Raw genomic sequence first — 21034 nt, forward strand, 5'->3', positions numbered from 1 at the left:
TTAGCTGGATGAGGTTCCACAAATTAACCCTTATCGCTTCTTTTTTTCTTACCGTTGCCATGTCGGTTGTGGCATTGGTTTTTGATTATTCCAAAGAGGATATCATTCACGATAAAGGAACTTTCTATCTTACGCTTTCTTTATTCATACTGCTGATATTTGTCCTTAATTATGTGATTCTGGACTATCTTTTTAATTTTTACGGCAAAAAACAGATCCGGAGAATTTCCACTATTCTGCCGGAAGAATTCGTCCACGATAATCAGACTGAACTGAATTTTCAGGAACTCGGCGAGCGTGTTTCTCAGTACAGCCAGAAAAATGCCACAGAAATGGATACGATGAAGGAAATGGAGACCTACCGGAAAGAATACATCGGGAATGTTTCCCATGAACTGAAAACACCGCTTTTTTCAATACAGGGATACGTGGAAACCCTCATGGATGGCGGAGTCGATGATCTTGCAATCCGCGATAAATATCTCGAACGGATTGATAAATCGGTTGAAAGGCTGCTCACCATTGTAAAGGATCTGGATATGATTAACCAGTATGAAAGCGGAGAAATCACGCTGAATATTACCCGTTTCGATATCAATAATTTAGTCAGGGAAATCATTGATCTGCTTGATCTCGAAGCCCAGAAAAAAAATTCAACGGTACTGCTCCAGGCCTCTTCGCCGCAGATTTTTGTCAATGCTGATAAACAGAAAATTTCTCAGGTGCTCATTAACCTTATTTCAAATGCCATTCATTACGCGAACCGTGAACAGGCCCAGATTCAGGTGCGCACTCATGTTCTGAAAAACAAAATCCTGGTGGAAGTGGAAGATAACGGAATGGGCATCAAACCCGAAGTTCTGCCCCGCATTTTCGAAAGGTTTTACAGAGTGGAAACAAGCAGGAACCGCAGAGATGGGGGTTCGGGTCTGGGACTGGCCATTGTGAAACACATCATGGAGGCACACCACGAAAATATTACAGTGGAAAGCGTGTATCTCGAGGGCACCAAATTCAGTTTTCTTCTCGAAAAAGCCAATGCTTAAGACGCTGAATTTATAAAAATATTTTCGAAAAAAAATACGTGTTTTTTTTTTGCCGATATTCAATTGTTTTATCTTTGTCCCCGAAATAAATCTCAAAACTCACACAAAAAAATTTAAAAAGAAAAAATGGTTTATAAGATACGGGTGATTTTAGACGCCAAAGAAAACATCTTCCGCGATGTGGAGATCAAAGAGAAACAGACACTCTGGAATCTGCATTTGGGCATAAAAAGTGCCTTCAGCCTTCAGGGAGATGATCTTTCGGTTTTTAATATTCTGGATGAAGATGGGGTAGTGGTAAAAGCGGTTCCATTAGAAGATATGAGTGATGATGGCGACGGTGAAATTGCTTCCGACGTGTACCTCAATGAAGCGTTTGAAAATGTTGGGGATAAACTGCACTTTCAGTACGGTTTCATGGATCTGTGGGAATTTTTCTGCGAACTGGTGGAGGAAATCGATGAAAAACCGGCAGTGAATTATCCGATCACGGTCTTCCGTTTCGGGAAAGTACCTTTGAAAGCGCCAAGCAAATCAGGCGGAAAGAAAAATTCCAAAAATTCAGTGATTCCTTTGCTGGATGATGATTTTGATAATTTCGACGAGAGTTTCACTTCCGGCAGTTTCGAGGATGATGACGATGAAAGTTTTGATGATGATGAAGACGATGACTACAAAGATGATTTCTTCGAAGAAGACGATTCTGAAGAAGTATAAAAATAGAAAAGACCCCGAATTTCCGGGGTTTTTTTATGGAAAACAGCGGAAAAATTGGCTTTTTACCATCGTAAAATTCATAATTTTAGCGTTTTAAATTTTCATCTTTTCTGAATGCCTAAAAAATAAAGAATATGTCCGACCACTGGAAACATTCCACCAATATTTACGAAGTCAATCTGCGGCAGTACACGAGCGAAGGGACATTTATCGCCTTCGAAAAGGAAATGCCACGCCTGAAAGAAATGGGTGTGGAAACCTTGTGGTTCATGCCCATCACGCTAATCTCGCTCAAAAACAGAAAAGGAACTTTGGGAAGTCAATACGCCGCTCAGGATTATACTTCCGTAAATCCTGAATTCGGGACGTTGGACGATTTCAGAAATTTGGTGAACACAGCACATCAAATGGGCTTTAAAGTCATTATCGACTGGGTCGCCAATCACACCGGTTGGGATCATGTCTGGACCAAGTCCAATCCTGATTTTTACCTGAAAGATCCGGATACGAATGATTTTAAAACCGCTTCCGGAATGGATGACATCATCGAACTGGATTATTCCAATCCCGAAATGCGGCTGGCCATGATTGAAGCCATGAAATTTTGGGTGCGCGAAACCGGTATCGACGGTTTCCGTTGCGATCTCGCCGCCTGGGTGGAAGCGGATTTCTGGCAACAGGCCCGTCCGGAAGTGGAAAAAGGGACAGCCCTCTTCTGGCTCGGTGAATTTGATGAACTCGATAATCCGGAGCACGGAGAAATTTTCGACGCGAGTTACAGCTGGATCTGGATGCACAAAACAAAGGAATATTGCGACGGTAAGATATCACTGGCCGACCTGAAAGACCTGCTCCTTCGGTATTCTGCTATCGGCGACAGGTCGATGCGCACCTGGTTCACATCCAATCACGACGAAAATACCTGGAACGGCACCGAATACGAAAAATACGGGATCCTCGCGAAACCGCTTGCGGTTTTTTCTGCGACCTGGAACGGCGTTCCGCTTATCTACAGCGGTCAGGAACTGCCTTTGACCATCAAACGTCTGGAGTTTTTTGAAAAGGATCCGATTCCGTGGACGGGAACTTATGAGCTGCATGATTTTTATAAAACTTTACTGACGCTAAAATCCAGCAGTTCTGCGGTGCGCGGCGGTGATCCTGAAGTACAGACCCTTCTGCTGAAAACGTCAGCCGATGATAAAATTCTGGCCTATCTCCGCAAAAATGGGGAAGACGAGGTCATAACCATACTGAATATGTCTGTGGAAGCCGTTGATTTTTCAATTGTGGATGATCTGATCACCGGAAGTTATAAAAATGTCTTTGAAAAAACTTTTAGGGATTTTACCTCGGATAAAAGTTTTGTGATGGAAGCGGGTAATTATGAGGTTTTTGAAAAATAGACTGTTAAAATTAATGGTGGATGTTATCATTGATGCATGAGCAACTCCGAAGAAATAGGATTCTGGCACCATTAAAATAAAATTACCTAATTTTGCACCCCGAAAAGAGTCAGATAAAATCGCCAAAAGAACATTACAACAACACGGCGACTGCAGATGACCTTTTAGAATCACAAAATATTGCATTTATGAAAAGAATTGGCGAACACCGGAAACTTCTTGGGGTTGATAAAACTGCTACTTTAAAAGACTTGAAAACAATTTACAGAAATACGATGAAAGATGCGCATCCTGATAAATTTGTGAATGACGAAGAAGCCAAATTGGAAGCGGAAGAAAAAAGCAAATCGGTGATCGAAGCCTACCATTTTCTGGTGAGCATTAATCCTGAAACTCAGGAAAAATATAAAGAAGAATACACCGAAACGATCTCAAAATCGATTATTCAGGATTTTCATTATGAAAAACAGATTCTGAAAGTTCAGCATTTCAACGGTAAAATGTATGAGTACATTGGAGTTCCGAGAAATACCTATATTAAAATGGTGAACGCCGATTCACCAAGCCGTTTTGCCAGAAGACACATTTACGGAAGTTTCATTTACAGAAAATCGGGCGAGGCAATGGTGGATTAATTTTTTGCTCAGTTATTTTCAAATAATTACGAGTGATTTGGAATGTAGAAATTTATTTATTTTTCCTCTTCAAAACTCTTCCCCGTGGTTCATCGCCTTCGTACAAAGCGATTTCAGAATGAAGAAACTGTGCAGCGGCGGCGGAATCTTCCACTTTTGAGGCACTGCGTTCCAGCATTTCGGTTTCAAACGTGGCCAAGACGCTTTTTCGGAGTCCTTTTTCCCGCCATTGAGGAGTTCTGCAGTTTCCATAAATTTCCCGCGCCAGCGAAAGCGCATCCAAAAGCGCCTGATTGGCACCCTGGCCTTTGAACGGACTCATCGGGTGGGCTGCATCGCCGATCAGCGTTACGGGTCCTGCTTTTTCCAAAAATTCTGGCTCAAGCAAAGCCCTGTCATAGACCGGATATCCGGAAATCAGATTTTCGGGAGTTGCCGCTAAAATCTGCGGAATCGGATCGTGCCACTGTGTTCTGAGTCGCGCTTCTTCCTTTAGAGCTTTAGAGCCGTTAACACTCAAAGCTTTTGCTTCGTCTTCAGTCATCGGAAAACTGAGTTGCCACATGACGGAGTAATTATCATAAGGCATCATATATATTCTTTCGTTGCCATTTGCCGTCTGAAATACCGTCGCCGAATCCAGCAGAGAACTTTCAATATTTTCAAGCGCAATTAGCGGACAGATTCCTAAAATCACCATACAGTCGAGATAACGCAGCGGAGAGATTTCTTCGCCGATCAAAATACTGCGCACGGCACTTCGGATTCCGTCGGCACCGACGACCAAATCCGCTTTGGCGGTTTTTATTTTTCCGTTTTCCTGAAAGCGGAGATCAATACTTCCGTATTCAGATTCTTTAAAACCTGTAAATTGATGTCCCCATTGGATGATTTCGTTTCCGCCAAGCTGTTCCAGGAGTTCCGCGCGCAGCGCCTGTCTTGCGATATGCACGTTGGTCCGCGACTGCGTTTTTTTGGTGCCGGTTTCGAGCCATTTCCGCATGCCCCATTCGCCGACCACTTTCCCGTCCGGCGTATGAACCAGATGTCTTGTTGAAACGACACCTTTTTCCAAATTAAAGATCCCGAATCCCTCAATCGCTTTACTGGCCTGCTGTAGTGTGAGTCCGTATCCCTGAGACCGAGAATCGAAACTGCTGTCGCGTTCGTAAATGGTAAACGGAATTCCGCGGTGCTTGCAGGCTACAGCCAGTGCCACACCGCCGATTCCAGCGCCTATAATTGCGACATGAGGTAAATTTTCATGATCGGGAACAGGATAATTTTCCGAACGGATAAGACCGGAGCCACAACAGTCCGGACAGGAATAGAGGTGAGGAATGGGATGGACCGGTGTTTTTCCTTTTCGGTCTGATTTTTCAAATGCTTCGAGCTCTTTTTGGTAACGGAGCCGCACACTTTTCCGGATTCTGCGCTTTTTTTTGCCGCGTCCCAAACATTCCGGGCAGACGGTCCAGCAAGCCATTTCATTTTCCATGTTTATCACTTTCTTCATATTCTTTGAGGTCTACCAATAATGTAAATTGAAAAATCTTTAATTCATTCAAAATTTTCTTAATATGAATTATGCAGCACGACACAATCCCACGGCTCCATGATAAGTTCCAATTTTTTAGAAACCTCCTGTAATTTCCCGGTAAACAGGTTCGTATACCGTCCTACGTCAAATGACGTGTCAAAACTAACCTGTACTTTTTCCATACTTAAATTGAAGATTGCCAGAACCTTGTCTCCGTTCTTCTCCCGCACAAAGGAAATGACCTGATCCATTCTATCGTTCATCATCCTGATCATTTCGCCGCCCCGGCTTCCGTTCCAGAGTGCCTGGTTTTTATGTTTCAGCGCAAAAAGGGTGGTGTAAAACGCCTCATTTTCGTGTTCCTTCCATTCAATACAATCTTTTTCAAAAAATTGTAAAGAGCGGTCGAGGCCGGCTTCCTGACCATTATAAACCAAAGGCATTCCGTCCATCATCACGGTAAAAACCGTCGCCGCTTTCAGCGCAGGCCCGAAATTGGTGTACTGGTTGCCTTCCCAGGAGTTTTTGTCGTGATTATCAATAAAATTCATGCGGATGCCTTCCTTCGGGAAAATTGAAATATGTTCGGCGATATACGCTTCGCTGAGGGTTTTTACAGTGGCGTTGTTCAGCGCAATCTGGTGAAGAATATTCCATAACGTCCAGTTGTAAGTGGCATCAAAGGCTTTTCGGTGAAGTTCCTTGTCTTCGGCTTCGGCGAGCATAAACACCGGTTTGATTTCCTCGAGTTCGGCTCTGGCGTTTTCCCAGAAATCGATGGGCACGAAACTCGCAACATCGCAGCGGTAACCGTCGATACCATATTCTCTGACCCAGAATTTCAAGGCTTCGGTCATGTATTTCCTGAGTTCGGGTCTGCTGTAATTAAAATCGATGATGTCGTCGTAATCGCGCCATGGTGTCGACTGAAATGTACCGCCTCTCGATCTCATATACCATTCCGGATGATCCCTCACCAATGCATTGTCCCAACTGCTGTGGTTCGCCACCCAATCCAGAATCACGTACATTCCGTTTTCGTGGATGGCATCAACAAGATCGCGGAAATCTTCTTCCGTACCAAATTCGGGATTAATCCCCAAAAAATCTTTCACGGAATAATAACTTCCAAGACTTCCTTTCCGGTTGAGGATTCCGATGGGATGCACCGGCATAAGCCAGATGATGTCGATGCCCATTTTCTTCAGCCGCGGCAGCTGTTGTTCCACGGCTTTGAAGGTGCCTCCCTCCGAAAACTGCCGCACATTAAGTTCGTAAAGGGTGGCGTTCTTTACCCAATCAGGATGCTGGATCTCAACATATTTTTTCGGTTCGTATCGGTCGTCAGGTTGCGCTGTCATTATTACTTAAAAATTGAAGGATTAAAAGTACCATTTAATTCATAAACCCCATTCATTTGGAGGCTGATGAATTTAGGTGCAATCTTTGCTGAAGGTCTTTCAACTGTTTAAATTTAAAATTCAAAATTCCCGATGATTCCAAAAAAAATCCATTACTGCTGGTTTGGCGGACAGCCAAAAAACGAACTCGCAGAACACTGCATCGCTTCCTGGAAGCATATTCATCCCGATTTTGAAATCGTGGAATGGAACGAAAGCAATTCTCCGATCGAAGATAACAATTATGTGAAAGAAGCTTTCGCCCAGGAAAAATGGGCTTTTGTTTCCGATTATGTACGTTCCAAGGTCATGTACGAACACGGCGGAATCTACATGGACACGGACATGGAACTGAAACTTCCGCTGGATGAATTCCTGAACGAAAAGGCGGTTTGCGGTTTCGAGGTGAAAGGCGTTCCGTACTCGGCGTTCTGGATGGCTGAGCCTGAACACCAGCTGTCAAAGGATTTTATGGAATATTACAACCGTCAGGATGGTTTTGTGGAGCGCATCAATACCGATATTTTTTCAGAAATGCTCGAAAAGGAATATGGCGCCGACCGCTACAGTGATACGGTTCAGGAACTCAAACACGGCGTTACGCTCTATCCGTCAGTCTATTTCTCTCAGGATTTACCCAAAAATTATGTGAGCCACCATTTCAACGGATCCTGGTTTGGCGGCGATGCCGAAAATACGCACAAAAAAATGGTTAACGTTTATGGTCTTTTGGAGCGTCTCGTGAATTATCCCGATGCCGCAAAAGCTGTTGAAAGCATTATCAACGAACATAGAATAATTGAGGTGAAAGCGGTGTTGGATTTAATTCCGAAGGAAAAGATTAGGGAGTATTTGGAATTATATAAATAAAAAACAGCCTTGAAATGTTCGGATTTAAGGCTGTTGATATCATTAAAAGCAGGTAATTAATTGCTATAATATTTCCCGATTCCCGCAGAATCGAATGTAAATACATTCTGGTTTTCCGACCGGTCCAGTTTTTTACTTACAGTTAGAGCCCATAATATGAGTTCTTTGCAGAAGTTCTGGTCTTCAGCGCTAAGTTGGTCTGCGTATTCTTCAATGAATTCTGAAAGTGGTGCGATGTTCTCTAATTTTGTGTAAAATTCTGCATCGGTGTCCGTATAATTCAGTTCGACTGTGTTTTTATTAAACCACTTGATCAGATCCGTATAAGGCGTTTTAATGCCTTCTTTTTCAAGTTTCGGAATTCGCGGGAAAAGCTGTTCAAACTGGACCATCACGGCCTGATCGATGAGGAGTTTTGCCACATGATCGGCCCCTTCCTGTTCGCCTTCGTACACGAGTTCAATCTTTCCGGTGATGGACGGAACGATGGACATGAAATCCACGAGCCGGACGGTGGTTTTTTCCACCTCGGATTCAATCAGACGGAGTTTTGCGGTCGCCATCAGATTTTCCATCGCAGAGATCGTCAATCTTGCACTGACGCCGCTTTTCGCATCCACAAATTCACTTTCACGTGCCGCAAATGCGACTTCTTCCAAAAGGTCTTTTGCCAAGCCTGGAACCGTGATCTGGGCTTTATCTTCCGAGGAAATCAGCGCTTCCTGCTCGGTAATTTGACGCGCAAGCGCGATGGTTTTTGGATAATGCGTAAAAATCTGGGAACCGATGCGGTCTTTCAGCGGGGTCACGATGCTTCCGCGGTTCGTGTAATCTTCCGGATTCGCCGTAAACAGAAACTGAATATCCAGCGGCATTCGGAGCTGGAAACCTCTTATCTGAACATCCCCTTCCTGTAAAATATTGAAAAGAGAAACCTGAATCCTCGCCTGCAAATCGGGAAGTTCGTTCAGCACAAAAATGCAGCGGTTCGCGCGCGGAATCATGCCGTAATGCAGCACCCGTTCGTCTGAATAAGGCAATTTCAGCGTTGCCGCCTTGATCGGATCGATATCACCGATCAGATCGGCAACATTCACATCGGGTGTGGCTAGTTTTTCAAAGAAACGGTTAGATCGATGCACCCAGGAGATTGGGGTTTCATCGCCCACTTCGGCAATAAGGTCGCGCGCATATTTTGAAATGGGCTGAAACGGACTGTCGTTGATCTCAGATCCTTTTACAATCGGCATGTATTCATCGAGCAGACTCACCATGCTTCTCGCGATGCGGGTTTTTGCCTGTCCGCGCAAACCGAGCAGGTTGATGTGATGACCGGCCAAAAGCGCTTTTTTAAGTTGTGGAACTACAGTGTCCTCATACCCCCAAAGTCCTTCAAATACCGGTTCTTTGGCTTTGATCTTTGCGATGAGGTTCGCCTGAATTTCTTCGTTGATGGTTTTGTGGGTATATCCCGATTCCTTTAATTCCTTGAATGTCGTATCGTTTTTCATATTTTTTTCTTGGTAATGGATGTTTAATGTCTAATGTCTGACGTCTTGATTCTTGGCTCTCGACTCTTGGCTCTTGATTCTCGGCTCTAACTATATTCGCCTGATCCTGTTTCTTTCATAATCCTCGAAAATCATTTCTCCGAGACCGGAAAGGCCTGTCAGGAAAGCTTTACCCCTGTTCTGCGCCGTAAATGCTTCGACAAATTTCCGGAGATAAGGATCCTGTGCGATCATAAAAGTCGTGATCGGTATCTTCAATTTTCTGGCCTGTGCGGCTTTCGTAAGGCATTGCGAAACGATCATTTCGTCCAGGCCGTTGCTGTTCATATAGAATTCTCCGGTAGGCAGCTTGATGCAGCTGGGTTTCCCGTCGGTAATCATAAAAATCTGTTTGTTCGTGTTTCTTTTCCGGCGGAGGATATCCATCGCCAGTTCAAGTCCGGCAACGGTATTCGTGTGATAAGGACCAACGTTTAAATAGGGGAGGTCTTTGATTTTAATCGGCCATGCTTCATTTCCAAAGACAATAATATCAATGGAGTCTTTCGGATATTTCCGTCTGATGAGTTCCACGAGTGCCATGGCGACTTTTTTCGCAGGCGTGATGCGGTCTTCACCATACAGGATCATGGAATGGCTGATGTCGATCATTAAAACCGTGCTCATCTGTGCTTTGTGGCGCGTTTCCTCCACGATTAGATCGTCTTCCGTGAGCCGCAGATCGGAAATTCCGTTGTTGATCTGGGCATTTTTAAGGCTTTCGGTCATGTTCACCGTGTTGAGGTCATCGCCGTACTGAAAGGCACGGTTTTCGCCGTCACGTTCGTCCCCAACGCCCACTTTTGACGTACGGTGGTTTCCGATGCCGGTTTTTTTAAGTTTTCCAAAAATCTGATCAAGCGCAAACTCGCGCAAAGCGGCTTCGAGTTTGGGAGTCAGGATGTTTTTGCCTTTTCCGGTTCCCGTGTTGCCGTCTTCGGGATCTTTTTCTTCCTTGATGTATCCGCGTTTTTTAAGGTCTTCTTCAAAATCTGCGAGCGTATATTCATCGGTGAAAATATCGTATTCCTTATCGAGCATTTCGAGCCATTCAAAAGCCTCCTCAATGTCTCCAGAAGTGTGGGTGAGCAGATCCTTGAAAACATCAAAAACCCGGTCGAAATGGGAGATTTCTTCTGGGGTATGTTTGGTGAACGTAAAGCCTTTACTGAAATTCAGGTCTCTGTTCTTCATTTTTTGTGCTGTTTATAAAGGCAAGTTATGGAAATATTGTTCCATTGCAAAGGGAAGGAAATAGATATTGGTAATGATGGTGATATTAAATTTATAAACCATCATAAAAAATTTCCGCTATTTTTAATCACGCATGCAACTTCAACTTTTATAGTATTTGTACCAGTTTTATCAATGTAATCCCAATGTTAGGTGTATTTTCTAATAGGATTTGTAACACATCAAATGCAGCAAAACTTAATTTACGATCGGTAATTCTTTCTTTTCCTCCAACTTATAATCAAAACTGATACACTTAAGATCGTTAACGTTACCAGTATTCCGGCGATTATTTTTAAATTTCTACGTTCATCTTCAATTTCGGAAATTTCTTTTTTTAATTTGTTAATTCTTCGGCTTGGTGTTGTAAGATCCATAATAATATCTTCTGAATAGTCTGCTGACAAATTCTTTAAGTTTTGAATTCTAGCCTCTTCTTTGAAGTTATTACTTAACTTATCTACAAAAATTAATTCGGCCGGAGTTATTTCCTTTAATTTTTTGGTATAAAAGCAATTGTCAGAATATAAAAATCCAGTGTCCTCATCGTAATATGCAAAAATCAGATACTTACCTTTTTCAGTAAATAAAATATCACAGGAGCGAAGGGGCGAACCAAACAATGTTGCATTATCCTGATAAAACCCTTCATAATAATTTGATTTGTAGGTTTTTTCAATTTTAATACTGCTTAAAACATTATGTGCCGTTTTAAATCCAGATGGTACTTCACTTACAGCATACACATTTCCTATAAATACAAAATCGGCGTTTATAAAAGAGCTTTTTAGATCTGGTTCTCCACTGCATTTACAGCCAAAAATATTGATGGAAATGAGTGCCAAAAACAATATTTGTTGTTTCATAAAGTAATTTCTTGTACTCAACCTAGACTTGAATTCAACCTCAACTCCAATTATTTCTCTTCCTTAACTCTCCATCTAGTTTCGCGCCATTCTTTCTGCTCTTCTTTGGTCAGAAAACTCCACGCAATCACGCGGCTGGATTTGTTTCCGGTCCCCAGTGGAAGGGTTTTGATCTGCGTGATCTCCATTTCATCCAGGATTTTATAAATGCCTTTCAGGTTCGACTGTTTCGAAACCAGGGTCGAAAACCAGTAAAAATTGGTCGCGAACGCTTTGCTTTCCCTTACCATTTTCTGGATAAAAGCCGATTCGCCCCCCTCGCAGATGAGCTCACTGCCGATACCCGCAAAATTCAGTTCCGGCGTTTTGGTTTTCTTTCCGCTCAGGTTCTGCACTTTTCTGCGGCTTCCTTTTTTGGCTTCTTCAGGAGTGGAGTGAAAAGGCGGATTGCAGATGGCCATATCAATTTTCTCTTCGCCGGTGATGATTCCGCTGAAAAAAGCTTCCGGATCTTCCTGCAGGCGGCATTCGATCTTATCCTGAAGCGAGGCATTCGCTTCCACAATTTTTTTTGCAGATTCAAGGGATTGGGGATCAATATCGGAGCCGATGAATTTCCAGCCATATTCGGTCACGCCAATCACCGGGTAAATGCAGCTTGCGCCAACACCGATATCCAGAACCGTCACCTGATCACCGTTCGGAACCGTTCCGAAATTGCTCTGGTCCAAAAGATCTGCCATATAATGCAGGTAATCGGCTCTGCCGGGAATGGGGGGACAAAGATTTTCTGCCGGAAAATCCCAGTTTTTAATGCCGTAATAATGGCTGAGCAATGCTTTGTTGAGAAGCTTTACCGCTTCAGGATTGGCAAAATCCACGGAATCGTCGCCATATTTATTGGGTTTGATGTGATTTGCAAGCTCGGGCTCGGCAATCTTCAGGGCATTCAGGTCGTAACGTTCGCGGTTTCTGTTCCGGAGGTGTAGTCTTTCTTTGTCCTGGGTATTTTTATCTGTTGACATTTAGTCTTTATTTTGTTTCGTGAAACTGATTTTAACCGCTAGTATATTTCTTTACAGTCAATTCAAACTGGTCAATATCAAACGGCTTCGCAAGATAGTCATCTGCGCCGGCTTCTGCAGCAAGTTCGCTGATATTGCTGTTCGCCGTAAAATAAATCACCGGAATGTGTTTTAATTCGTCGTTTTCTTTAATCAGTCTTGTGGCTTCAATTCCGCTGATGTCAGGGAGCCAGTTGTCCATCAGGATCAGGTCAGGAAGGTAGCCTTTGATCTGGTGTTCAACATTGGTGGTGGTAGGCGAAGTTCGTACGTCGCAACCGATATCGTTTAAAATCTCCGTACACAGTTCCAGAATTTCCAGATTGTCATCGAAAATAAACACTTTCTTTTTTCCGTTTGTTAAATTTCTTTCAGTCATTTCGCAAGTTTGTTGATATAATCTGCCATTTCCTCAGGATTTAATACGTCGTCGATGGCTGCATGTTCCAGTGCATATTCCGGCATATAACCTGCAACGGCCGATTCAGGGTTTTGAATGATGGCTCTGCCTCCGTATTCTTTCACGCACTGCAGCCCAATAGTCCCGTCGCTGTTGGCGCCGGACAGAAGGAGGCCCACCAGATGTTCCTTATAGACTTCTGCAGCGCTTTCAAAGGCAACATCAATTGAAGGGCGGGAAAAATTGACTTTTTCAGAGGCATCCAATGAGAAGGTCTGATCGTTTTCCATGAGTAAATGATAGTTTGGCGGTGCAATATAAAGGGTTCCGGGGGTTGCTTTTTCTTTTTCGTCAATCTCCTTCACCTTGAGCCGGGTTTTTGAGGCCAAAAGGTTGGTAAGAATGCTGTCTTTGCCGGATTTGCGGTGCAGAATGAGGATAATGGGGAACGCAAGCGACGGATCAAGACCCGGAAGTACTTTTAACAGTACATCCAGACTGCCGGCTGAGCCACCGATGACCAATGCTTCACAAGATCCCATTTTATTTGATTTTTCGCCAGATTTTTTCACCTGACAGTTTCTCGAAGTTTTCAAAAACAGGGGAGAAGTTCAGGCTTTCTTTTGTGCCCAAAGCAAGATACCCAAATTTTTCCAAACTATTGTCGAAAAGCTCAAACACTTTGGTCTGCAGCGGGCGGTCAAAATAAATAAGGACATTGCGACACAGAATAAGCTGGAATTCATTGAACGAATGATCGGTTACGAGATTGTGCGTTGAAAAGATGATTTTTGATTTCAGCTCATCATTGAGTTTCCCCAGCGAATAATTGGCAGCGTAGTAATCGGAGAACTGTTCGCTCCCGCCGGCTGCCATATAATTTTCGGTATAAAGCTGTATTTTACTCATCGGGATCATCGCCTGCGAGGCGTTTTCCAAAACCAGATTGTTGAGGTCAGTAGCATAGATGAGCGATTTGTGCAAGAGGTTCAGTTCTTTCAAAAAAATGGCGACCGAGTAAGCTTCCTCACCGGTACTGCAACCCGCGACCCAGATGCGGATAAACGGGTAAGTCCCGAGTCTTGGCAGAATATCGTTCCTTAAAGTTTTATAAAACTCGGGATCTCTGAACATTTCCGTAACATTGATGGTAATTTGCTCAACGAAACGTTTAAAGTAGCCGGCGTCAGTCCTGATCCTGTACCGGTATTCTGCAAAACTTACAAAACCGTCCATCTCATAAAGACGCAGAATTCTTCGTTTCAGCGATGCCCGGGAATAACCGGTAAAATCGTATCCGTAAATTTCCAGTACATCTGAAAGCAGGGTTTCAATGTGATCATCAATTTGTTCTGAATGCACCTTTATCGGATTAATTGATTAAGCAGCTGTACCAGTTCATCTACATTTACAGGCTTCGACAGGTAGCCGTCAGCACCTGCTTCCAGGCATTTTTCCCGGTCTCCGGTCATGGCCTGTGCGGTAACGGCGATAACCGGAATGTGTTTCAGTTCTTCATCGGATTTCATCTTTGCAATGGCTTCATAACCATCCATTTCGGGCATCATCATATCCATCAAAACAATGCCTATATTGTTATTAGAAGAAAGCAACTGAAATCCTTTCTTCGCGCTGAGCGCCGAAACACACTGATATTTTTTGGCTTTCAGAACAGCCTGAAGGGCAAATATATTTTTAGGATCATCATCGATGATGAGAATTTCTTTTTCAATTTTCATATACTGAAACTTTATATTTTATCGTACAGCCAAACTCTTAACAGGGAAACCAACTGATCAATATCCACAGGTTTTGAGATATAGTCGGACGCGCCCACGGCAATACATTTTTCCCGGTCGCCCATCATCGCTTTCGAGGTGACCGCCAGAACAGGAAGGTTCGTAAACAGAGAGGAAGACCTTATTTCGCGGATGGTTTCGTAGCCATCCATTTCTGGCATCATCATATCCATCAGAACAACATCGATTGCAGCAGGGTCCTGATTGAGTACGGCAAGGGCTTCTTTTCCGTCCATTGCGGGTATGACATTCATTCCCTGCAGTTCCAATGCTTTGGTGAGCGAAAAGATATTCCGCACGTCATCGTCTGCAATCAGCACGGTTTTGTCTTTCAGAATGTTGCGCAGTTCGCCCTCATGTTCAGATCCTGAAATTTTCTGGTGTTTTTTTCTGTTTTTTTCTTCAACAAGATGAAGGAACAGTCCTGCTTCATCCAGAATACGCTGGTAGGAGTAGGCCGTTTTTACCACAATGGAATCAGCATATTTTTTAATGCGGTTTTCTTCTCCCTGCGAAAGATTTTTACCGGTAAATACAATAATCGGAAGGTGCTCGAGGCCCTTGTTCTGTTTAATGGTTTCAAGGGTGTCGTATGCATTTCTGTCCGGAACACCCATGTCGAGGATGACGCAGTCGATTTCCCGGTTATGCAGCGATTCAATGCTGTCTGAAACATTGTTCGCAATATCGGTCGTGATGTTGTTCGCACTTAAGAAATAGCTGAGGGCTTTGGCATGCTGCTCATTTTCTTCAACAATCAGTACTTTTTTAGGCGAGCGGTTGAGGGCATTCTCCAGTTTGCTGAAGATTTCCTGCATCTGATCCAGAGCAAACGGTTTGTTGATGAAATCCACCGCGCCTCTCAGTAAACTTTCCTGTTTGAATTTCATGGAGGACATGATGTGCACCGGGATCGGTTTGGTCTGAGGATCCGATTTCAGCACTTCCATTACCTGCCAACCGTCCATTACAGGTAGCTGAATATCCAAAAGTATAGCGAGCGGCATAAACTGCTTCGCCATTTCGATACCTGCATCGCCGCGAACAGCCACAATCCCTTTGTAATTTTTCGTTCTCGAGTAATCTAAAAGTATTTTCGCAAAAGCGGTATCGTCTTCAATGATGAGAATCACTTTATCGCCCTCCCTGATATCCTCCCGGTCATCCGGAATGGGTTGGGGAATATGGTCAGCGATAAATCTAACCGGTGTCTCAGGTAATGTCTCTTCGGGTGTTACCGGATTTTCGTCCTGATCGTCGGTTTGCTGGCTGGTCTGAACCGTTGCAGCATCCACGGGAACCGTCAGCGTAAATTCGCTGCCTGCGCCTTCGGTACTTTTCAGGTCAATTTTTCCTCCGAGTAAACGGCTAAGTTCACGGCTGATGGAAAGCCCAAGTCCTGTGCCGCCATATTTGCGCTGTGTAGAGCCGTCGGCCTGCTGAAAGGCTTCAAATACCAGCCGAAGTTTGTCTTTTGGAATACCAATACCCGTGTCTGTAACCCTGAAGATGATATTTTCCTTCGACTCGTCATTAGAAACCTGCATCGTTATGCTGCCTTCGGATGTGAATTTAATTGCATTGGAAAGGAGATTCTTCAGGATCTGTTCCAGACGGAGTTTATCAGTATGAAGAACAGGAGTGGTCTCTTTTTCGGTTTCAATATGTAAAGGCAGGTTTTTATTCCGGGCCATCGGCTCAAAAAGCATCTTCATGTCCCTGGTTATTTCCTCCAGCGGTACCTCACCGATTTCCAGCGTCATCTTTCCGGATTCAATTTTAGAAAGATCCAAGATTTCGTCAATAAGCGTGAGCAGGCCTTGTCCTGAACTCTGCATCACTTCTGCATACTCCACATACTGCTCGTCAAGGTCTTCACTTTCGGTCATTAATTTGGAAAGGAGTAAAATCGAATTGAGCGGGGTGCGGAGTTCATGCGACATATTGGCAAGAAATTCAGATTTGTATTTCGTGCTCTGTTCCAGTTCCAGCGATTTCTGCTGAATGTCATTATTGTGTTTCTCGATCAGAGCATTTTTTTCTTCCAATAAACTGCTTCTTTCCTCGAGTTCCTGGTTGCTTTGCATCAATTCTTCCTGCTGTACGCGAAGTTCTTCATCTGATGCCAGCAGTTTCTGTGATTGTGCCTCCAGTTCCGCGTTGATGTTTTCGAGTTCTGAATGCTGGGTTTGCAGTTCTTCAGACTGTGCCTGTGTTTCTTCCAGAAGTTCCTGCATTTTGATACGGCTCTGTGCACCGTGAAAAGCCAGACCGATATTGCCTGATACCGCCTCTAAAAATTCAAGCTGGCGTTGCGAATATTCGTGGGTGGCGCCTACTTCAATGACCCCAACCGGAATATGGTACCTTGTAATGGGAATGGCTATAATATTTCTCGGTTTGGTTTGTCCGGTGGCATAACTGATGGTGGCATCATGGTCCGTGATATTTTTAACCAGAATCGGTTTGGAAGACCGGAATGCCTCGCCCGCAATGCCCTCGCCAATCTGAAGGTTTTTTTTAATTCCGCTTTCTGCTGCAAAGGTGCCGGTCAGGTGCAGTTGGTTGTCTTCTCCCTGCAGATAGATGGCCGCCACACGGCTTTGAGTGCTTTGGATAATGCTTTCCAGAAGATCCGATGCCAGTGTTTCGATGCTCTTTTCTCCCATCGTGCGGTCATTCAACTGTGCAATGGCCGAACTCAGCCATTCTTTTTCCTCCAAAGAATGAAATGAATTCTGCAGCGATTCCGCCATATGGTTCAGCGGTTCGGCAACACTGCCCAGCGTATCTTTCGCAGTCTGATCCAGCAGAATATGGTAATCACCGCCGGAGATCTGCAAAGCCACCTTTTCAATGGCCAGAAGGCGGTTCTCGGTCTCCTCATTCTTGATCTTCAGTTCTTGGGCGAGCTTGGTTTTTTCACTGAAATCCTGTGAAACTCTTCTGAAAAACACGAGGGTAATCGTAATGGCCAGCAGCGCGGAAAGAATAATCAGCAGAGGAGTATAGGATGTGAACTGCTCCATTGTTTGGGTACGGGATTTCAGGATGGCCATTTCCTCGGTCTGCATGCTGGCCACAGTCCTGCGGATCTCGTCCATATGTTTTTTACCCGCCAACAGCTGTTCAGCGGTTATGGCTTGATTCTTTTTTTTGTAATTAATGTTCTGTTCCAGGATCTGCAGCCGCGTCCGAATGTTTATCTGCAGTTTCTTGAAATTGCCTTTTTGGAAACCAGTTGGAGAAATCTCAGAGGATAGGCCCTCAATGCCGGCTGTTATTTTTTCCTTTGCCGTGGTATACGGTTCCAGAAACACCGGATCGCCCGTCAGGAGAAACCCGCGTTGGCCGGTTTCAGCATCCTTCACCAAAGAAAGGACACTTTCCAGATCTTTGATGGTTCGGTTACTTTTGCGGACCATCTCCGAACTATCAATCAGATTTTTAATACTGATATACGATGCAAACGAACTTATGAATAACAGGATAAGTGATAATCCCAGACCGTAGAGGAGATTTCTTTTAAAAGTCATATTGTAGGTTATTGATTTTTTTCCTTTTCAGGATGTAATGGCAATTTAAAATAAAATTCAGATCCCTGGCCAGGCGTGCTGTTGACCCCGATTTTTCCGGCATGGCGTTCGATGATCTCTTCGCAGATATACAGTCCGATGCCGAGTCCCTGAAAACGTTCCGACGTTTCCTCGATCCGGTAGAATTTCTCAAAGATTTTTAAACGGTGTTCTTCAGACATACCGATTCCGAAATCTTTCACGGAAAAATATATTTCATTGCCGCGCAGTTCTGAACAGATGTGTACTTCTTCCGTTCCCGGGGCATACTTCACTGCATTGGTGATGAAGTTGACAATAACCTGCTCGATACGCATCTCATCGCCATAAACAGGACCTTCAATTTGGCCTTTTTTTACAAGTTTAACCTGGGGACTCGACTGTTGCATGACTTCCAGAATATGATCCAGAACCTCATCAAACAGAAAATATTTCCGGTTGAACTTCAGTTTGCCGCTTTCTATCTTCGAGATGTCCAAAAGGTCGGCGATCAGGAGATTTAATTTTTCGATCTGAACCTGTACTTTCTGCAGCCGGGTCTTCACGGTCTGGATATCGTTTTTATCCAGACTGCGCTCCAGTAACTGAATATACCCTTTGATGCTGGTCATTGGGGTCTTCAGTTCATGACTGGCGATGCTGATGAATTCGTCTTTTTTGCGTTCGGCTTCTTTCCGGAATTCAATCTCTTCCCGTAATGCTTTCTGCATATCGTTGAGCGCGCGGCTCTGTTCATAAATCCGGTAAAAGGTCTGTACTTTCAGCAACAGGACGTTCATATCCACAGGTTTGCTGATATAATCCAGTCCTCCCGAAGAATAGCCGCGGGTGATCATTTTAACATCGGCGCTGGCAGCAGACAGAAAAATAATGGCCGTTTCTTTTGCTTTGCGGTAGCCCGAAATCGTTTCCGCCACTTCAAAACCGTCCATTCCCGGCATCTGAACATCCAGGATGACCAATACATAGGATTTTTTTAGGATTTTTTTCAGTGCTTCTTCGCCGGATGATGCGGTATCTACCTGAAAATCATTCTTCTCAAGCACTTTTTTTAAGGAAATAATGTTTTCCGGTGAATCATCAACGATTAAGATCATTTATAAAAAAGGATTAAATTGTATAACAAAAGACACCAAAGATAATACTTTTGAAATTATGGAAAGTCGAAGACTGTGACCCCATATAAAACCATTGAATTCCGCAAAAGATCTGCCTGCTGTAATGGCCTTAACAGCAATAAGCATCTAAAATAATGGTAATTATCATTGCGAGACGGCAGGATGGCCATGTCTCGCATCCGAGACGGGACCATCCTTTTCGGGAGGAAGGTCTCTGGTTTGCGAGAAATGGCAAACCTTTGTGGGTTGAAGGTTTCTCGCAACCGAGACAGCGCCATCCTGTTTTTTGGGGGTGGAATAATAGGTTATTACCAGGAGTAAATGGATAAAGATATTTGAAAGATTGTCTTAAAGGGATCGTAAGTTATACTCACGCACATAAATGCTGCCAGGTCCAGAGGGATTTCAGTTCAAATTGATTCTTTCTGCCCACTGCAGTTCTGAAGGAAGTTCTCTATCTGAAAATTCAATATGGATCACCCTTCTTTTCTTATTGTTGGTTGTCCTGCTCGAACTGTGTAAGGTCAGCGGTTTCATCAGCATGATGCCTCCCTGTTGAACGCGACAGATCGTTTTGGTCTCTGTTTCCCAGTTAATATTTTCGGGTCGGTAAATTTTCTTTAAATGTGATCTGGGAATAACTCTCAGTGCTCCGTTATTTTCGTTGGTATCGTCCAGATGAATTCTGATGGTTGTTATGTTTTCCAAAAGTGAAGTGGGTGGCTGAACTGCAAACTGGTTTTGTTTTGTAGTCCATGGCCCGAAATTCTCGAGTTGAAGTTTCCTGTCTACAGAAATGGTAAGATCCTGATGATATGGAACGTACCAGTTGGAGGCTTCGGGCTTGTCAAAATAAATACTTTTGACAACAAAAAAGCGTTCGCCCATCATTTCTTTCACCAATTTTCTGAGCCCATCTGTAAAAATAAGGTCAAAAACTGCTGGCACTTCCTTTAAAAACTGCCGGATCGCAAACAGATCGGTTGTTTTTCTAAACGTCTCCTTCGAAGTATCTGCGCTGTTTACGGCAGCTAAAATATCCTGTAATTCCCGAGCTGAGTAGACGTTTTCAATAACTGTAAAACCATTGTCGGAAAGTTCCTGCTTATTTATGGTGATATCCTTCATATTCAAATAATGCTAATGGCTAAAAATACTGAAACCTTGCATCCTACAATCGATAGTTAAAGCAGATATTGGCCTGCATTATTCCGCCATTTGCCGACGGACTGAAAGTGTTGAGCCATTTGATGCCATAACTGAACTTTTTATCGGCATTGAACAACATCACCAGTCCCAAATCGGTCGCTAAGGTTGTCTTCCGGTCGATAATGGTAAGGTCATTGGCTGATAAAACCGAAAACCCGACCACGGATGAAATCTGCGTGGAGCCATTGAGTAATCTGTAGAATCCGCCCACTTGAAACCTGTTCAGGTCCGAGCGGTCGCCGGTGCCTGTAACTGTAATGAGTGCGTAATTATAACTGGCGTATATTCCGGTTCTTGGGCTTACATCATAAGTAATTCCGGCATCGTAATTAATTCCGGAATTGTTTTTAACCAGCAGTACACCGGAACCAACATTCAGACTGATGTTTTTTTGGCCGAAGAGCAAACTTCCTGTGCTGAAAAGCAAAATCAAAAATAATTTTTTCATCGTGTTTTAGTTTTATTCAGGTTGTATTGATGCGGATGTTTATTATGATTAGGGTGCTTAATACCGTTGACTGGCTGACTATGCTGTTGATTCAATAAACCATTGAAAGCCTTTACTATATCATCGGCAGTAAATCAAACTTATCATTTTTATTTGTT

General features: G+C 43.6%; 19 protein-coding genes. 5 read left to right on the forward strand and 14 right to left on the reverse strand.

All coding sequences use genetic code 11. The features are described 5' to 3' along the window. Positions 1-8 precede the first annotated feature (8 nt). The 4 genes from FUA25_RS00820 (at position 9) to FUA25_RS00835 (ending at position 3804) form a co-directional block, all read left to right on the forward strand. The gene (locus FUA25_RS00820; RefSeq protein ID WP_147755002.1) at positions 9-1046 is read left to right on the forward strand and encodes a sensor histidine kinase; all 1038 of its coding nucleotides are present in this window, start codon (positions 9-11) and stop codon (positions 1044-1046) included. A gap of 126 nt (positions 1047-1172) precedes the next feature. Further along, positions 1173-1763, forward strand: coding sequence for an IS1096 element passenger TnpR family protein (locus FUA25_RS00825; RefSeq protein WP_147755003.1), 591 nt, complete (start codon positions 1173-1175; stop codon positions 1761-1763). Positions 1764-1897: 134 nt separating this feature from the next. Continuing rightward, the gene (locus FUA25_RS00830; protein WP_147755004.1) at positions 1898-3169 is read left to right on the forward strand and encodes an alpha-amylase family glycosyl hydrolase; all 1272 of its coding nucleotides are present in this window, start codon (positions 1898-1900) and stop codon (positions 3167-3169) included. Between the two features lie 188 nt (positions 3170-3357). Then, a complete protein-coding gene (locus FUA25_RS00835) occupies positions 3358-3804 on the forward strand; it encodes a KTSC domain-containing protein (RefSeq protein WP_147755005.1) in 447 nt (148 codons plus the stop codon). A 52-nt stretch (positions 3805-3856) separates the two neighbouring features. On the opposite strand, the gene FUA25_RS00840 is transcribed toward FUA25_RS00835, so the two are convergent. Together FUA25_RS00840 and FUA25_RS00845 are read right to left on the reverse strand one after the other, a co-directional pair. Then, a complete protein-coding gene (locus FUA25_RS00840; protein ID WP_147755006.1) occupies positions 3857-5320 on the reverse strand; it encodes an FAD-dependent oxidoreductase in 1464 nt (487 codons plus the stop codon). A 59-nt stretch (positions 5321-5379) separates the two neighbouring features. Continuing rightward, entirely contained in the window at positions 5380-6705 is a 1326-nt protein-coding gene (locus FUA25_RS00845) for an alpha-amylase family glycosyl hydrolase (protein ID WP_147755007.1), read from the reverse strand. 132 nt (positions 6706-6837) lie between these two features. On the opposite strand from FUA25_RS00845, the gene FUA25_RS00850 reads away from it, so the two are divergent. Then, positions 6838-7614: a glycosyltransferase family 32 protein gene (locus FUA25_RS00850; protein WP_147755008.1), complete on the forward strand. Its 777-nt coding sequence runs from the start codon at positions 6838-6840 to the stop codon at positions 7612-7614. Between the two features lie 56 nt (positions 7615-7670). Here the strand turns inward: FUA25_RS00850 and FUA25_RS00855 are convergent, their stop codons facing one another. The 12 genes from FUA25_RS00855 to FUA25_RS00910 all read right to left on the reverse strand — a co-directional run bounded on the left by FUA25_RS00855 (position 7671) and on the right by FUA25_RS00910 (position 20876). Beyond that, positions 7671-9125 (reverse strand): sigma 54-interacting transcriptional regulator, encoded by a 1455-nt coding sequence (locus FUA25_RS00855; RefSeq protein WP_147755009.1) that lies wholly within the window; start codon positions 9123-9125, stop codon positions 7671-7673. Between the two features lie 90 nt (positions 9126-9215). Beyond that, positions 9216-10358, reverse strand: a complete 1143-nt coding sequence (locus FUA25_RS00860; RefSeq protein ID WP_147755010.1) for a vWA domain-containing protein — start codon at positions 10356-10358, stop codon at positions 9216-9218. A gap of 242 nt (positions 10359-10600) precedes the next feature. Further along, positions 10601-11263, reverse strand: coding sequence for a hypothetical protein (locus tag FUA25_RS00865; RefSeq protein WP_147755011.1), 663 nt, complete (start codon positions 11261-11263; stop codon positions 10601-10603). A gap of 50 nt (positions 11264-11313) precedes the next feature. Then, complete coding sequence (gene rlmF, locus FUA25_RS00870) at positions 11314-12288, reverse strand: 23S rRNA (adenine(1618)-N(6))-methyltransferase RlmF (RefSeq protein ID WP_147755012.1); 975 nt, start codon at positions 12286-12288, stop codon at positions 11314-11316. A 31-nt stretch (positions 12289-12319) separates the two neighbouring features. Next, positions 12320-12706 (reverse strand): response regulator, encoded by a 387-nt coding sequence (locus FUA25_RS00875; RefSeq protein WP_147755013.1) that lies wholly within the window; start codon positions 12704-12706, stop codon positions 12320-12322. Then, positions 12703-13269, reverse strand: coding sequence for a chemotaxis protein CheB (locus tag FUA25_RS00880; RefSeq protein ID WP_147755014.1), 567 nt, complete (start codon positions 13267-13269; stop codon positions 12703-12705). Before FUA25_RS00880 ends, FUA25_RS00875 begins: the two co-directional genes overlap by 4 nt. 1 nt (position 13270) lies before the next feature. After that, positions 13271-14089, reverse strand: coding sequence for a CheR family methyltransferase (locus tag FUA25_RS00885; protein ID WP_147755015.1), 819 nt, complete (start codon positions 14087-14089; stop codon positions 13271-13273). A 2-nt stretch (positions 14090-14091) separates the two neighbouring features. Then, positions 14092-14466 carry a response regulator gene (locus tag FUA25_RS00890; RefSeq protein ID WP_147755016.1) on the reverse strand — a complete coding sequence of 125 codons (375 nt, stop codon included), beginning with the start codon at positions 14464-14466 and terminating at the stop codon, positions 14092-14094. 11 nt (positions 14467-14477) lie between these two features. Then, positions 14478-18062, reverse strand: a complete 3585-nt coding sequence (locus FUA25_RS00895) for a response regulator (RefSeq protein ID WP_147755017.1) — start codon at positions 18060-18062, stop codon at positions 14478-14480. Positions 18063-18070: 8 nt separating this feature from the next. Continuing rightward, the gene (locus FUA25_RS00900) at positions 18071-19198 is read right to left on the reverse strand and encodes a hybrid sensor histidine kinase/response regulator (protein ID WP_147755018.1); all 1128 of its coding nucleotides are present in this window, start codon (positions 19196-19198) and stop codon (positions 18071-18073) included. Between the two features lie 426 nt (positions 19199-19624). Continuing rightward, on the reverse strand, positions 19625-20347 hold the full coding sequence (locus FUA25_RS00905) for a phytanoyl-CoA dioxygenase family protein (protein WP_147755019.1): 723 nt from the start codon (positions 20345-20347) through the stop codon (positions 19625-19627). A 43-nt stretch (positions 20348-20390) separates the two neighbouring features. Next, complete coding sequence (locus FUA25_RS00910) at positions 20391-20876, reverse strand: hypothetical protein (RefSeq protein ID WP_147755020.1); 486 nt, start codon at positions 20874-20876, stop codon at positions 20391-20393. Positions 20877-21034: the final 158 nt, after the last annotated feature.

It is taken from the genome of Chryseobacterium sp., from assembly GCF_008014695.1.
Lineage (GTDB): Bacteria > Bacteroidota > Bacteroidia > Flavobacteriales > Weeksellaceae > Kaistella.